This is a genomic window from Bariatricus sp. HCP28S3_D3 (genome assembly GCF_052065755.1).
GTDB lineage: Bacteria > Bacillota > Clostridia > Lachnospirales > Lachnospiraceae > Allocoprococcus.
In genome coordinates this window covers 12,632-27,921 of the sequence record NZ_JBQHTK010000037.1, presented here as the reverse complement: position 1 = coordinate 27,921, position 15,290 = coordinate 12,632, and the positions used below count along the sequence as shown (strand labels likewise).

The following is a 15,290-nucleotide window of genomic DNA, read 5'->3' as shown; positions in this document are numbered from 1 at the left end:
GATCGCAGAATAACCAATAGTAATTAATCAACCTGCTGAGCTTTGCTCAGTTTGAAGCGGAATGGCGCTCCGTTCCTCTGGAACGGATGCGCAGTTCTTGCGGAATATGCAGGTTCCTGATAGACGGGGTTCTGAATCGGGAGGACTGGTTCTTTTGTCTTTTTTGATGTTGTATATGTGCGCCGTTTCTGAGATTTTGCTTGTGGCTTTGGGAGGTAGTCATATTCTTCTGTCAGTCCATTTTCTCGCCATTTTGGAACATGTTCCGATGCTTTCTTTGTGACAAGCTTTTTGGCATCTGGATGCAGGGTATAATCATATTTTTCTACTTTCAAAACTTTTTGCCCGCGTAGAATGACCAGAGCGGTATCCAGTGGAAGACGGAGAATTTCATCCGGAGTTAAAAGTTTGCGTTTCCCAATGGATTGGGTTTTTCTGTATTCTGGAGAATAGTCGGATACCCGCCAAGTATTGAGCTGTTTGGCTTCAGAACTAACCCCTACCGTTACATCTCCGGATCTGGCACTGATGAATTCTGCAGTGACTTCATCTGTACATCCTAAGAATAATTGGGTATCACAGTTCCCGATGATTTCCTGCCATTGGTTATATGGATAACGGTTCTGCATCTGGGGCAGGTTCTGAAAGATACAGGAAATGCTTAGTCCCCTTGAACGGCAGACGCTGATCTTTTTGTTTAGTTCCAGAATGGCACCTGTATTGGCAAGCTCGTCTGCCAGGATATGAACTGGGACCGGCAAACGCCCATTTGTGCCATGTTTATCTGCAAATCGTACCAGTTTGATGAACACGAAAGTCATGAACAGGGATGACAGGAAGTCAAAGGCACTGTCCTGATCAGAAGTGATGCAGAAGTATGCACATTTTTCTTTTCCTGGAAGTGTCAGGTCAATCTCATCATAAGATGTGATCTGCCGGATTAGTTTATTCTGAAAAACCTGCAGCCTGGCACCCAGACCGATGATCACGCCGGATCTTACCGTATCACTTGCCTGCTTATAGATGCAGTAAGGGACTTTTGCCGGATGGGATACGGGTAACAGGTCAAAAAGACTATTTAGTTCCTTTTCGGAACTCAGCGTCAACAATTTATAAACCTGACCGATATTCTTGGACTCTGGGGGGAATCCCTGTTCCACGTAAAGAACCAGTGCTTTTAAAAGATTTAATTCTGCATTGTCCCAGAAATGATCCCCTTTGGCAGAACCGGTATTTTGAATGATGACATCCGAAAATACCTGGGCCATAGTTTCCTGACCGTCTATTTCCAGCAGACAGTTCCAGGCATCTGAGTTTTCTGGGTTGACCAGATTGAAACACCGCACAGTATATCCTTCGTTCTCCAGATATCCTGCCATACTTTCATATAATTCTGATTTTGGATCGGTTATAATCAGGCTTTCTCCACGAGTAACGCATTGAAAAATCATATTCCTTGCATAAGCTCTGGATTTCATGGAACCACTAGCACCGTAAACTGCAACATTTCGATTCATGCGTGTTTCATAAGGAAGGCAAACCGCTTTTCCATTTAGCTTGCCAAGAATTGTTCCCTTATTTTTCTTCACATGATCAGTTAGTTCCAGGACTTTGTGCATCTCATCCGGAGTCATGAATCCGGAAGTTCCATAGGTACCCTTGGTAGAGTAGTTTAGATTTCGCTCTTTATCAAAAATTTCGCCATTTCTGTCATATCCCATCCGCATCACTAAGAAAGTTAGTAGACCAAAGGCAAGAAGGCATGAAAAAATCCCATACAGGTTATATGGAAATCGTGTCAATGCCATAAGGCAGGCTTTTGGATGTAGGGAGGCTGTCTGTGGGTAAGTACCATTGCCAGCAAAGTTTCCGGCAGCACTCCAGGTTTGGTAGTTATAAATAAATTGTGCTACATAGCCTCCAGCATAGAGCGTGCAGAGGCAGATTGGAAGCAGATAGATAAGCTTCCACCATTTACGGTTCATGTAAAAACCCCCTTCTGAATTTGTTGAGGTCAATACTGGAGAATTGAATGTCTGCTGTGAGGTATTCTTTGAGAACTGGGATCTGGAAATCAAAACAGATCAGGTTTCCGTGTAGGCCGTAAACATTCAGTCCGGTATTGAATCGATTGATTCGCTGCATGTCAAAATCATAAGCAAGAAGTGCAGGGTTTCCATCTTTGGTTACTGCATCATGCTCCAGTGGTATTTCTTCCTGGCGAGAGTTCATATCCGATAGTAATAATTCGTTAAGCTGTTTTGTCATTGCCGGGTTTGCTAATAGCTGCATCAATGTTTCCCCCTGAAGATTGTTGGGGAGATAATGGAAATGTTCAAACGAGGTGTCCAGTATAAAGAGGCTTCGCTTGTAGCCACCAGTGCTGGTCAGCAGTTTGAAAGCAGTTTCCATATTGTCACCAAGCATAATTGCACGAATTTTCGGATGTCCGGAGTAAGGATATCCCTGCAGATAATGTTGTAGGAAAGCATTGAGGCGCACTTCAGTTTTATACTCCCACTTGAGGACTCCACTTCCGGTATTGTAGATGACGTAGATGCAATGGGGTGCCATCAGGATTCCCATACTTCGTGAATTTTTGATTTTTGTTGTTGCCGCTCCAAGTTCTTTAATCTCTCTGGAAGAATAAAATAAAGGAAGGCTTCGTATATGGATGGAAGCAGCTTCGCGTTCTTCAGAAAAAATATGTGGTTTTCCATCCGGATAAAATGGGATTCCAGCATGGAGTAACGTCAGGTATGTTTGTGCCTTCTGATGAAGACGGATGCGGCGTGACGGTTCGCTTCGGATAACATTAGTCTCAGTATTTCCACATAGATAGCATTGGAAGCGGTCAGGATAGTAGGCGAGGAGCAGTTCCTTGGAACGTTTGGTCAGTCGATATCCTCTGAGTTTATCCTTATAGTGAGTACGGATGAGCTTTTCGGCCTTCAGTTCAGTGATGATTTTTTCAGCATAAGAAGGACTTGTAAAAAGACGATTCAGTTGATCCGCAGGAAATTCCCCACAGATTCCGATAAGTTCCAGCAGCCTGAATTTCTGGGTGTCTGGTCTTAGCAAATAAGTATCACCTCAATTCATTTTTTACCGATGTTAGCCTGTACTTGGGTAAAATGGCTTTTGTCAGTTGGTAGAAAAAGCATGGAAATATGATGCTTCCATTCTCTTTTTACCTATGTCGGAAATAAGGGTAAGAAAATCAGGAAATTTCCGATATGGTTTCCAAGAGCTCTTTATGTGCTTTCACCCAATCCGGAAAGGCAGACTTCTCCATGATGTAGACAACTGTTGAATCTGCATTACCAAATTCTGTTGTATGATAGGAATCACAGTACAATCCGGTATCGTCCAATAAAACGTAAGTTGCTATCGTATCCAGAATCTGCTTGAATTCCAGATTGTCATAGTCACGTACCCTTTGGCTGGAAAGAGTACGATCATAAATCTGGCTGAAGCAGACCACACAGTCTTTATACAGAGCTAAGTCATGGCTTTTTACATATTCCTGTAGAGCATAATTCAAGGGCTCATGAAGAAATGCCATATTAGTGCGGACTTTTCTTTTGGGAAGAAGTCCGGGAAGGGTAATAGACAAAATCTCATGTTCCTGTGAAATGGTGATTCCCTGTGCATCTGCAGCAAGTTTTAGATAACTGTTTTTGCCAGAGAAATCTGTGATATAGACCAGATTCCTGAGCTGGCAGGTGATACGTTCTGACCGTAAGGCAGCATCGGTGCTTAGTGCTTCATAATTTGCACCATATTTTTCAATGTCTGTAGTTTTCAGCGCAAAAAGGATGTTTCTGAGTTTTTCTATTTCACTTTCTACACCCTGTAATCTCTGAAATATGATTCTTGTATTTGTGTTCATGAAACCTCTTTCTTTTGGTAGTAGCTGACAGAGCCGTCAGGGGTGACCATGCAGTAGGCAACCACACCATCAATCGTAAGTTTTCCCGCTTGTTTTTCCGATTCAATGATGATGATTCGTAATGCTTCCCTTGGAGGAATACTTTCAAATACATGGTTCATCAACGCTTCCTGCCCATTAGCAACATAAATGATTTCATAGGTTTCGTCATGGGAAAAGAAATGTAATTTAACGGGAAAATCACCGCTGGTATGGTAGATGAGTGCCTTTTTAAAATCCAGCAGAACCCAGAAGGCAGCAATAGTTCCCATATCTGGTGAATTAGCAGACTCTTCAGTGTCGCATAGCAAATGCTGTTCTTTATCATGGTAAATCCGCCCCTGTTTGGTCAAACTGGTGATGAGAGATTTGATAGAATTTCTGTTTTTATCAAAAAGCTGCAGCACCTGTTCATAATGCAAAGCGTGATATGTAGTGAGAATCCGAAGAAGGGCTGCCCCTTCGCCTTTATATATCTGTTCTCGTGTTTTCATAGATGGTCTCCCTTCGTATTTGGAATTGTACGTATATTTATACGTATAGCTTGCGTATAGGATTCTGTGCGTATGAGGTACGTACAGATAGTGGCCTGCTGTCAGTACGGTTTTCGGGTACAAAAAAAGCACCGGTCAGGGTGCTGGTAAATAAGAAAACTATAAGCAATACTCATTTTAGCATGGGTATTTTTTCCCTTCAATCGCATTAGCAGGCCAATACTATGCCATTTTCGTGACGATAGCTATTCTGGAAAAAATTGATTCAAAATTTCAATGGTTTCTTTCGCAGTAAAACCCCAGAGAATGGTACTCAGCGCTTCTATTGCTGCGTGACGTTTCCGGTAATAGGTACGGTAAGAGATATTGCTGATATGCGGTTCAAGCTTTTCAAGGATCTCATCCGTGTTTTTCAGTTCCTGTGGAGACAGGAATGCATAATAGAGAATCCAGTAATACTGTTCTCCGTGTTTATGATTGTTACGGAGAAGATCAACGGAAGAATCTAATAGCTTTAACATCTTGTTACTCCGCTCAATGCTTTTTGCCCTTTCTGCTATGTCAGTTCCGGATAATTCTATCCCTGCAGCATAAACGGAATCTAAAAAATCATCCACACTGGTTCCATATTCCATACGGAATTGCGCTTCTAACTGCCGAACCACTACCTTCAAGCTGTATGTTGCATCTCGGTATCTTCGCAGAAACTTGTAAGTGTCGTGGAAGCGGGGATCTTCTTCAGGAGTCGCATAGCTTTGTTTTTTGTTTCTAGCCATTCTATTCACCCCCTTTCGCAGTAGCCATATATGTTTCAGCAGGCAGGCTAACGGCAGGTTTTTCTTCTGGCGTGACAGTCAGTTCAAACCGATATGCAGCCTTTCCGTAAGGACAGATAATACTTAGTGTATATTGATTTACTGTATCTATGCAGGCTGATAAAGGAGATAATATATACCTGGTTTTGGAGCATTCGCAACACGGAATCCCCTGTGTTTGCAGTAGTTCTGCGACTTTTTTGATGATAAATTTCATGTGAGAAACCGGAACGCAGGACTCATTTTCTGGAACGGTGATTTGTTCTTCTATAACTGTTTCTGAAACGCAGACTTCTTCTTCGATTTCAGGTACGTGGATTGGCAGTTGCATGTTCATAGCGATTTCCTCCTTGTCTATCATTACATCACTGATGTCAAACATTACAGACAGGTAGTAGTTAAGATAGATCATGCTACCATGTTTGCCTTTGAAACTAACAAGAGTGATGAAGTTTAACTCTTCAAATTTTTTTAAGATACGTGATATAGTGGTTTTTGAATGTCCCCAACGTTCTCCAAGTGACTGGAAGCTGGTCAGGGGATTGCATGTGTTATTTCGGTAATAAACAACAGGCGCAGAGAATGAGCCTTGTACGGTCGGATCATTGTATATAGCATGAATCCACATATCCAGTAACATATCCATCTCTGAGCATTTCCCCAGGCTGATAAGTTCATGGACTTTTGCAATAGGGAAAAAGAAAAATCCATCATCCTTTTTGCAGGGACAGTTGTATTCCAGAATGGTATTGTCCTTTGCCCAGTCAGTGATCTTAAATTTTACGATTTTCTTATTTCCAAGAAGAGAGTATGTAATGCAATTTTGCTTCACCAGAAAATCTAAAATAGAGATTGCCTGATGCTGGAACCGGCAGCGAAACCATGTTTGAAGATCTGAAAGGGTACAGATCCATTCGCCGGGACCTACCATGTAGGTGATGTGTTCCATTCGCCGATAAGACGAGCGGTAATTGGCATAAGAGCAAAGCACGATATAGTAAAAAAGACAAGAGCCTCCGTTTGTCCGGATGCTCTTGTCAGCGATAAGTGATTGTATAAAATCTCTGTAGATTCTGCAACGTGGGAAATCCACGATTTGTTTTAATTCTAATTGATAGTCCATAAAATAACCTCACATTCTAAAAAGGTATTGAAGTACCTCCGGAGACGATTCCTTGATAGTGAATCAGGTGCACCTCATTGCATTTCTATTGCATTTTTGATATCTTTTCATACTATTTCAAACTATCCAATATTGCCTGAAAATGGCTTAAAATCGTTGATTTTGCTTTATATTGCTTACCGTCAAACTGGAGTTTGAGTAGTACCACAAAAGCCTGAAATCCAGTAAAATCAAGGGTTTCGGGCTTTCTTTATGCCTTCGTGATACACTTTTGATACACTTTTTAGTGCCAAAAGATATCAAGAAACAAATCTTTGAATAATTTCATTTGTCCAAATTGGACATCACTTTTCTAAAAACATATCCATTTTTCCAAAAAACACATTTTTTTCAGTTGAGTTTAGTAATAAGGAATTTTTCAACCCAAATGTATTTTGAAATAACAAATACAGCACCAAGGAGGTTGATTATGTACAAAACAGATAGTTTTATCTCAGCTGATGAGATTAAAGAGATAGTTGGCATTTCCAAATCCAAAGCCTATAGCTTGATTCAAGAACTTAATTCGGAACTAAAAGAAAAGGGTTATTTAACAGTTACCGGTCGAGTTAGTAGAAAGTACTTTGAAGAAAGATTTTATGGCTTAGTAGAAAAAGAATAGGAGGAAATGCGATGGCTGTTTACAAAGATAAAAATCGTGGCACATGGTACGCGTCCGTTTTATATGTGGATTGGACGGGGAAAAGATGCAGAAAGTTGAAACGCGGTTTTGCAACAAAGAAAGAAGCACAGGAATGGGAAATTCATTTCAAACTTCAAAAGGCAAGTAGTTTGGATATGACTTTCGGTGATTTTTACAAAATATATGAGCAGGATATAAAGCCTAAGGTCAGATATAATACCTGGTGCTCTAAGCAACACATAATTGAAACAAAGCTATTACCTTATTTCAAGAATCTTGTAATGAGGGATATTACACCAAGAGATATTATCCAATGGCAAAATTCCATGAGAGAAGCTAGCAAAAAAAATGGCGGAGAATACGCTGGGACTTATCTCAAGACAGTACAAGCTCAGCTTTCTAGCATTTTTAATCATGCAGTACGTTTCTATCAATTGCCAAATAACCCAGTGCGTATCGCAGGGGCGTTAGGACAATATGATTCTGATGAAATGTTGTTCTGGACGAAAGAAGAGTACATGAAGTTCATACCAACTATGGCAAATAAAACATATTCTTACATGGCATTTGAACTTTTGTATTGGTGTGGAATTCGTTTGGGAGAACTTAGAGCGCTTACTCCTGCAGATATTGATTTTGAAACAAATACGCTTTCCATTACAAAATCTTATCAGCGAATTAAAGGTGAGGATGTTATTACGAAGCCAAAAACAAAGAAGAGTATTAGAAAAGTTGTAATGCCTGATACAGTTGCAAAGGAGATGAGAGATTTTCTTGATAGTATTTATGGATTGGAGCAAGAAGATCGAATTTTTCCTATTTCAAAATCTTACCTGCATCACGAAATGGACAGAGGAGTGAAGGAAAGCGGAGTTAAGAGAATTAGAATTCATGATTTAAGGCATAGCCATGTTGCGCTTTCATAGGGATATTTTTAGAAGTGGGCTTGAAACCCTTATGTAATGGGAGTTTCCGGCAGTTGCCTATGCTCCCTTTTTAGATTTGTCAGTATCTGTTGCAGCTTCTAAAGCTACTTTTTCTTTTTCAGCACGTTCTTTCTCAGCTTTGCGTCGGTTGTAGGTTCGATTCCACGCACGCTTGCGACGTTTCCGTTCTTCTTCGGCTAATTCTTCCGGTGTCAGTTCTGGCATTGGAACATCCAGCTTGCCTACATATTTGAGATAAATGTCGATTTCCTGTGTGCGTTCCCCTGTTGACTTGTCAGCTTCGTGAACTTCAATTCTGTCTATAAATTCGTGAATCATTGGTGTGGTCAGTTCAGAAAAATCTGTGTACTTATGAACCAGTGCGATGAATTTATCGACATTGGAAGCTTCTTCCTTTGCTGTGGCTAACTGCTCTCGGGCAGAAGTAAGGAATTCTTCTAATTCCGCCTGTTCCTTTTCGTAATCAGCAGACAGCAATTCAAAACGCTTATCCGACAGCTTCCCGGATACATTATCTTCATAAATACGTTTTATCAGATGATCAAGTTCAGTAACCCTCTTTTCAGATTTTGCAATCTTTTTTGTGAGAGCCTTCGTATCTGATTCCTGCTTCAGAACATTGGATTTTCTAACCTTTTCCAGAAATTCATCCTCATGTTCTTTGACATAGCTTGCCGTATATTGCAGTGTTGTCAAAATCAGGTCTCTGACCACATCTGTTCTTACGTGGTGTTGGGAGCATTTGTTTTCAAAATGTCCCTTTGCCTTGCTGTAGGTAGAGCAGGTGTAATTATTCTGTGCATTGGTATATTTACCGGTCGGATTTCCATCCTTATCCTTTTTCTCATAGCCTTTTGTGCGGTGGTTGAACATTTTAGCACCACAATCTGCGCAAAACATGAGTCCGGTCAATGGATTTGCTTTGCCCTGTGCGATTGGGCGGTGCTTGGTCTCTCTGATTTTCTGAACCATATACCAGGTGTCTTCATCAACAATAGCTTCCTGCGTATCTCTGAATATCAGCCAGTCCTCCGGATTAGCATATTGGGAATGCTTGTCCTTGTATGATTCCTTGAAGGTTCTGAAATTAACTGTGTGCCCCATGTATTCCGGTTTTGATACGAGGTCTGTGATAGTGGTAGCTGTCCACGAATAAGGTCTTGTCATATCGCATTTACCTCTGCAAGTACCGAGTCCTTGTTTTGCAAGATAGTAGGAAGGACGTTCAACCTTTTCGTTTGTAAGAATTCTCGCAACCTGCATCGGTCCATTCCCTTCAATAATCAACTGGAAAATGCGTCTTACCACAGCAGCGGCTTCTTCATCAACAAGCCAGTGGTTGTTATCTTCCGGGTCTTTTTTGTATCCGTAGATGGCATTAGAAGTCAGATGCTTGCCTTCCATACCTTTATTGCGAAGTACAGACTTGATTTTTCTGCTGGTATCACGCACATACCATTCATTCATAATGTTTAAGAATGGTGCAAATTCATTGGATTCAGAATGCGTGCTGTCAACACCATTGGAAATAGCAATAAAGCGGACGCCTTTTTCTCGGAACAGAACCTCTGTATAAAAGCCTACTTCCAGATAATTTCTGCCGATTCGGCTCATATCCTTGACGATAACACATTCGATTTTTCCTTCTTCAATGTCAGCAGTCAATTGCTTCCAATCCGGTCTGTCAAAGTTTGTGCCGCTATACCCATCATCGGTATAGTGAGCAAGGTTCGTAAACCCCTGTTCTTTGGCATACTTTTCAAGCATTTTCTTCTGGTTTACAATGCTGTTACTGTCTCCATTCAGTTCATCATCTCGTGACAGTCTCTCGTAAAGTGCTGTTATTTTGTTGTTGTCCGGTCTCTTCATAAAATCTCCTTTCCGAGGTATCCATACCTCTGTGACCGGGCATCTATGGATGAATTTATTCTACCATAGATACAGGGTCACTGCTATATAATCTTGTGATTCGGGAACAGATTTTCTAAAAATGACCATAAAAATGACAGGGTATGTAACCCTGTCATAAAGTCAGAAATTGTTCCTTCACTTATAGGAGAAATTCGAGGGGATAAACGGAACTGTTTTTTATAGCTTTTAGAATTGTTGTCAGCATTTATACAACACTAATCAGCCTTAAACAGCTACATTTATTTATTGCGGTCTAATTCATCAATATACTCTTCAAGACATATACCCTGTGAATATATTTCTTTTGCTGCTTCTTTTCCAACATACCGATAGTGCCAGGGTTCGTTAATCACTCCGGTTATATCCGTTTTGTCAGATGGATAACGCTTGATAAAACCATATTTGTGTGCGTTTTCAGCAAGCCATGTATAGACAGCATCACTGGAATTAATTGTTTTATCAGCATTTATATCAACAGCAATGCCAATCTGATGCTCGCTTGTTCCCGGTATTGCCACCCATTGCTCTGCAAGTCGTTTTGCCTCTGAACTGCTATGACCCTCATTTTTATATGCGTCTATTTTCTCATCCATCAGTTGCTGTTGCTTTTCTGTTGTACGATAGCCAGCGGCAACAAACAGCCCATATCCTTGCGCCCTTGCATCATCAAACATATCCTGCAAGTCCGGATAGATTCGAGAATCAACTTTTTCGCCATTAGATAGTTCGGTTAGCTCCACCTTATAATTATGGGGAATGTAGTTTTCATGATTAACAAGCAATAAATTCCAGCCATAATCATTATTTGCAGCATGATGTGTAATTCCAATTCCCTTTACAGCCAGCACATAAAGTATAATAATCAAAGCAGAGAGAAGTAGTACCCATTTTCGCATTCTCTTTTTATGTTCATGCCGTTTCACTTATTTAATCTCCGTTCTCTTATAAACACGATATAATATAGGTTGAAGGATCAGACAAACTACGGCATAAACAGGCACAATTACCGTTGCAGAGGTCATAATTTTTCCTCCAATTTCAATCAAAGCTGATTCTTTTAAGTCATTATAAATATCCAACAATTGATCCGGGAAAAAGGAACAGAAACCCGGCAGCGTAATAATTCGACTTAAAAAAGGAAACACACACAAAACAATAAAAGGTACAATAATTGCGGTAGCAGTGGAGTGACTAAATGCAGATACTAACATAGCAAGTGTAGCTGCAAATAATGTACCGATATAACCGCCTGCTACAATAAAAAGATAAGCCCTGAAAAAAGTAATATTGTAAACAGACCGCCACATATCTAATTGAAGCGGACAACCTGCGCCATCTGCACCGAGTACGCAAATGATAGTCAGCGTATAAAGCACTACAAAGACTATATAGAAAACTGAGGTAATCAGAAAACCCGCACCTACTTTTGATACAATAGCCTTGTTCCTTCCCATCTTAGCAGAAAAAAAGATGGAATCTGCTTTTGTCTGAAACTCGTCTGAAAAAATACCTGAGACCAAAAAACCAATCATCAAAGCTAACATCAAAATAAATGTTGATATGTTTTGCAGCAATGCTGCCCAACCATCCGTATATTCATAGTAAAATGGAGTGTCCAACGCTTCATATCGTTGAATCAAAAAATCCTTTTCTTTCTGCGTATAATATTCCTTACCGGAATCCAACCAATTTTTCAACGTAGAAATCCGCTTTTCATACAGCTTATTTACATCGTCCTCGGACACGCTGTCAGCGGCAAAATAATTGTAGTCTCTGTAATCGCTCCATGCGGAACTGATAACATCAAGAATACCCAAAATGCCTTGTTTCTCTGAAAATGCCTGATCCTGTTTTGCAATGTCATCAGACTGTGCTTCATCGGAATTGTTAATTCTCCTGTTTTCGGCAATCACTTTTTTCAGCACATCATCGGTAAGATAGCCTGCCCATTCGTTCCTTGCGTTTCTTAGATTCTTAGCAGCCGTAAACCCAACCGAATGATTCCCGTTTTCATCCACATATTCCACTCTGTTAATAGTCAAAATGCTGGTAATTATCGTAATCACAACCATAAGCAAAATTACAATTTTGTTCCTGGATTTAGAAAACACTTTCTTCAACTCAAAATTCAGCATTTTTATCACCTGCCTTTTCTCCGAAATAATACAAAAATACATCCTCTAAAGATGCTTCCACGCATTTTGCTTCGGGAACCGGCTTTTCTTTAGAGATAATTCTTAATTCCACGCCATCGGACTCTGCTTTCATATTTGAAATCTTATATTTTTCAGCCATAGAAGAGACCGCACTTTTTCTTACAAAACATTTCCATACATCTACCGGCATGGTACGAATGAGTTCATCCGATGTTCCGCTGCGCACTAGTTTTCCGTCTTTCATCAACCAGATTTGGTTTGCGATATATTCAATATCTGATACGATATGAGTAGACAATAGTACCAATCTTTCTTCTGACAATTCACTAATCAAATTACGAAAACGAATCCTCTCATTTGGATCAAGCCCTGCTGTCGGTTCGTCTAATACCAGGATTGCAGGATTATTTAACATTGCCTGTGCGATTCCTGCTCTACGTTTCATGCCGCCTGACAATTTTTTCATCTTTCTGTTGGTAACTTTGGAAAGACCAACTTTAGAAATTAGCTCTTTCACCCGTTTCTTAGCAACAGCAGGGCGTACTCCTTTTAGAGATGCAATGTACATCAAATAGTCCTGCACCGTAAATTCGGGGTAAAACCCAAAATCCTGTGGCAAATATCCCAGTAAATTTCGATATTCACTATCCATTTCAAAAATGTCTTTTCCATTACAGGTAATACTTCCGCTTGTAGGTTTCAGCAATGTGCAAAGCATTCGCATCATCGTTGTTTTTCCCGCTCCGTTTACCCCCAGCAGCCCATATACGCCATTTGTCATAGTCATGGTCAGATGGTCTACAGCCGTAAAGTTTCCGAATTTCTTCGTTAAATCATTAAATTTCACTTCCATTTTGTAACACCTCCAAATAATGATTGCAATGATTCAATAAGCGATAGATTGCAAGAAACATATAAATAGCTGCGAATCCAATCAACAGTATCCAGACTGGAACAGCAATCTTTTCATAGATATTTTCATTTAGGACGATAAACAGCCATATAGCACTCCATAAGACGCATAAGATAATCGCAGATCCTTCGCTGAAAGAATATTTACTGCATAGCGTGCCAAAACAGATGCAGGCTGTTACACTTAACGGAAGCAAAAATTGAACCATCAGTTGAAGCAGCTCAAAATGCAGACCAACGGTTGCGGCACCGCAGAACACAGTCAATAAAAGAGTATCTGCAATGCCAAACAATAGTGTTCTTGCTGCATACACCTGTTTTAAGGAAAAATAGGAAACAGCTTCGATTTCCATAGATTTGTTTGAACTGTTTTTCCAAAATTCCGGGATAACTAAAATAACGAATAATGATGCAATTACTCCCAGACTTCTTTGGATATAAAAATCATCCTCCGCATTTTTCAAGATAAACCACAAACAAAAAAGAAGCAGAAATTGAAACAGCCACCATTTCTTTTCAATTACTTTTAACTGTGTCCATAGGAACTCATGATATGACAGTATTTTTTTCTCTTCCGCAGCATAGAAAGCTTCCAATGATTTCTTTACCGTCAATCTGATTTTCTGTTCATCAGAAATGACTGTATTATCGCTCTTATTCTCATTAGATTGCTTATTTGCGTTCATAAAATCAATCCTCCTTCAACAAATTCTTTAATAACAACCTCGCCCTTTGGATTCGATATTTCACAAGCGGTAATCCAACTTGCAGAAGCTCTGCTATTTCAGATAATTTCAAATCTCTAAAATAGTGGAAAATAATGACCTCCTGCAATTCATCAGGCAATTTTTTCAAAGCATCTTCGATTGCAATTTTATCAAAGATACCATCCAATTCCAAAATATCAGACATATCCCCTATCTCATTTGATGCACCATCCCACAAGTCATCCCTTGCCTTTTTATAATAATCACGACAAAGATTCCCGGCTATGGTATACATATAGTTTAGGGTTTTACCCATATAATGGTAATTGGAGAGTTTTTCAAAAAAGTGTACAAAGACCTCTTGCGTAAGATCCTCGGCGTATGATGTATCGGGACAGTGGTAGCAGCAGTAAGTTAATATAGATTCATAATATTTATGAACAAAAATATCAAAAGCTGCTTCATCGCCCCGCTTCATTCTCCTTATTAGTAAAAAATCTGCGTCCACTTACACCCTCCTTTCCCATTAGTGAAATCAAATTATCTTTCTATTATGTATAACGAATCAAATAAAGAAAAAGATAGGACAAAATAAAAAAAAGTTTGGTGCTGCCTGTCAAATCTTATCAATATGATACAAAAATAAGGGGCAGACCGTTAGCCTGCACCCTGTTTTAAGTTATTTTACGGTAATTATTATTTATTGTTTTCAGTATCATCTAACAATTCTGGTGTAGTTGCATTGGTTTCTGACAAAACACTGTGTCCAAGCTGTTCTTCAAGTGCCTTGCGTGCATCCCCGGCGATTTTGCCACCTGCAATCGTAACTTCTTTTGTCTGTGAAAAACCTTCTGGCTGTCTACTTCGTGATATTTCAGTTGCAGAAACTTCGGCTAGGAGGTTGAGAGCAAGTTCCGTGTTTGTCATATTGTCACGCAGATTCTCTTTCTTTAATCCCTTTAATTTTTTATATTCCTGAACGGATTTCCCAGACCATGCGATGGTAAGAATATTGGTAAGTGTTGCGAATTCTTTTGATTCCTTTATACCTGCATTTTGCCATTCATCTGTCAATTCTTTTCTAATCTCAATGGTTCTGAGACGTTGTGAAATCCATTTATCTGAATACCCTTTTGCTTTATATGTAGCAACCGCACGTTCCATTGCTTTCTCTGGATCAGCAATTTCTTCCAATCTTTCTGCACCGACTTTTGCCAGCCATGTTTTAAATGGCTCAGCTTTTGGTGAAGGAATTGACTGAATGATTCTAAGAATTCCTTCTGTGTTGGCGGCCTGTGTTTTTCGCATCTTCCCATCAGGTGCTAACATTTGAAGTGGGGTACAAATTGTACCCCACTTGGATTCAAGTGCTTTGTCACGGGCACGCATCTTCTTGATATATTGTTTGGGGTCAGAACTATCAGTCAGTACCTGTACGACATCAACAATCGAAAGATACCATTCTTCTTCGCCGGAGTGCCAAACTTTTCGGATACTGTGGTCATTAAAAAATTCCAAATCTTCATCCACCATGTTTTTTTTGTCTATGGAAATGGCATTTGTTTTTCCTTCTTTGTCATCATAAATATATACTATCATTATGTTCCTCCCT

Annotated in this window: 15 protein-coding genes; 2 read left to right on the top strand and 13 right to left on the bottom strand. The window is 39.8% G+C overall.

Going from position 1 to position 15,290, the window contains the following annotated elements; all coding sequences use genetic code 11:
* Positions 1–23: 23 nt before the first annotated feature.
* From ACTNB3_RS15675 to ACTNB3_RS15650, 6 genes are all read right to left on the bottom strand, one after another.
* On the bottom strand, positions 24–1,985 hold the full coding sequence (locus tag ACTNB3_RS15675) for a VirD4-like conjugal transfer protein, CD1115 family (RefSeq protein ID WP_441026786.1): 1,962 nt from the start codon (positions 1,983–1,985) through the stop codon (positions 24–26).
* On the bottom strand, positions 1,975–3,081 hold the full coding sequence (locus ACTNB3_RS15670; RefSeq protein ID WP_441026784.1) for a hypothetical protein: 1,107 nt from the start codon (positions 3,079–3,081) through the stop codon (positions 1,975–1,977). The genes ACTNB3_RS15675 and ACTNB3_RS15670 overlap by 11 nt, the downstream gene beginning before the upstream one ends.
* A 139-nt stretch (positions 3,082–3,220) precedes the next feature.
* On the bottom strand, positions 3,221–3,892 hold the full coding sequence (locus ACTNB3_RS15665) for a DUF6100 family protein (protein WP_441026782.1): 672 nt from the start codon (positions 3,890–3,892) through the stop codon (positions 3,221–3,223).
* Complete coding sequence (locus tag ACTNB3_RS15660; RefSeq protein WP_347375436.1) at positions 3,889–4,425, bottom strand: DUF5697 family protein; 537 nt, start codon at positions 4,423–4,425, stop codon at positions 3,889–3,891. Before ACTNB3_RS15660 ends, ACTNB3_RS15665 begins: the two co-directional genes overlap by 4 nt.
* A 245-nt stretch (positions 4,426–4,670) precedes the next feature.
* Positions 4,671–5,201 carry a hypothetical protein gene (locus ACTNB3_RS15655; protein WP_287841277.1) on the bottom strand — a complete coding sequence of 177 codons (531 nt, stop codon included), beginning with the start codon at positions 5,199–5,201 and terminating at the stop codon, positions 4,671–4,673.
* Position 5,202: 1 nt separating this feature from the next.
* On the bottom strand, positions 5,203–6,363 hold the full coding sequence (locus ACTNB3_RS15650) for a MarR family transcriptional regulator (RefSeq protein ID WP_441026779.1): 1,161 nt from the start codon (positions 6,361–6,363) through the stop codon (positions 5,203–5,205).
* Between the two features lie 469 nt (positions 6,364–6,832).
* Between ACTNB3_RS15650 and ACTNB3_RS15645 the strand changes: the two genes are divergently transcribed.
* Together ACTNB3_RS15645 and ACTNB3_RS15640 are read left to right on the top strand one after the other, a co-directional pair.
* Positions 6,833–7,024: a DNA-binding protein gene (locus tag ACTNB3_RS15645; protein ID WP_119220032.1), complete on the top strand. Its 192-nt coding sequence runs from the start codon at positions 6,833–6,835 to the stop codon at positions 7,022–7,024.
* Positions 7,025–7,035: 11 nt separating this feature from the next.
* Positions 7,036–7,971, top strand: a complete 936-nt coding sequence (locus ACTNB3_RS15640) for a tyrosine-type recombinase/integrase (RefSeq protein WP_441026776.1) — start codon at positions 7,036–7,038, stop codon at positions 7,969–7,971.
* Positions 7,972–8,028: 57 nt separating this feature from the next.
* On the opposite strand, the gene ACTNB3_RS15635 is transcribed toward ACTNB3_RS15640, so the two are convergent.
* The 7 genes from ACTNB3_RS15635 to ACTNB3_RS15605 form a co-directional block, all read right to left on the bottom strand.
* Complete coding sequence (locus tag ACTNB3_RS15635; RefSeq protein ID WP_235250899.1) at positions 8,029–9,861, bottom strand: recombinase family protein; 1,833 nt, start codon at positions 9,859–9,861, stop codon at positions 8,029–8,031.
* Positions 9,862–10,142: 281 nt separating this feature from the next.
* Complete coding sequence (locus ACTNB3_RS15630; protein WP_317244421.1) at positions 10,143–10,826, bottom strand: M15 family metallopeptidase; 684 nt, start codon at positions 10,824–10,826, stop codon at positions 10,143–10,145.
* On the bottom strand, positions 10,827–12,038 hold the full coding sequence (locus tag ACTNB3_RS15625; RefSeq protein WP_235250898.1) for an ABC transporter permease: 1,212 nt from the start codon (positions 12,036–12,038) through the stop codon (positions 10,827–10,829). It lies immediately after the preceding gene.
* The gene (locus ACTNB3_RS15620) at positions 12,025–12,912 is read right to left on the bottom strand and encodes an ABC transporter ATP-binding protein (RefSeq protein WP_235250896.1); all 888 of its coding nucleotides are present in this window, start codon (positions 12,910–12,912) and stop codon (positions 12,025–12,027) included. Before ACTNB3_RS15620 ends, ACTNB3_RS15625 begins: the two co-directional genes overlap by 14 nt.
* The gene (locus tag ACTNB3_RS15615) at positions 12,896–13,657 is read right to left on the bottom strand and encodes a hypothetical protein (RefSeq protein WP_235250895.1); all 762 of its coding nucleotides are present in this window, start codon (positions 13,655–13,657) and stop codon (positions 12,896–12,898) included. The genes ACTNB3_RS15620 and ACTNB3_RS15615 overlap by 17 nt, the downstream gene beginning before the upstream one ends.
* Before the next feature lie 4 nt (positions 13,658–13,661).
* A complete protein-coding gene (locus ACTNB3_RS15610; protein ID WP_262655559.1) occupies positions 13,662–14,186 on the bottom strand; it encodes an RNA polymerase sigma factor in 525 nt (174 codons plus the stop codon).
* Between the two features lie 188 nt (positions 14,187–14,374).
* On the bottom strand, positions 14,375–15,277 hold the full coding sequence (locus tag ACTNB3_RS15605; RefSeq protein ID WP_235250478.1) for a BRO-N domain-containing protein: 903 nt from the start codon (positions 15,275–15,277) through the stop codon (positions 14,375–14,377).
* Positions 15,278–15,290: the final 13 nt, after the last annotated feature.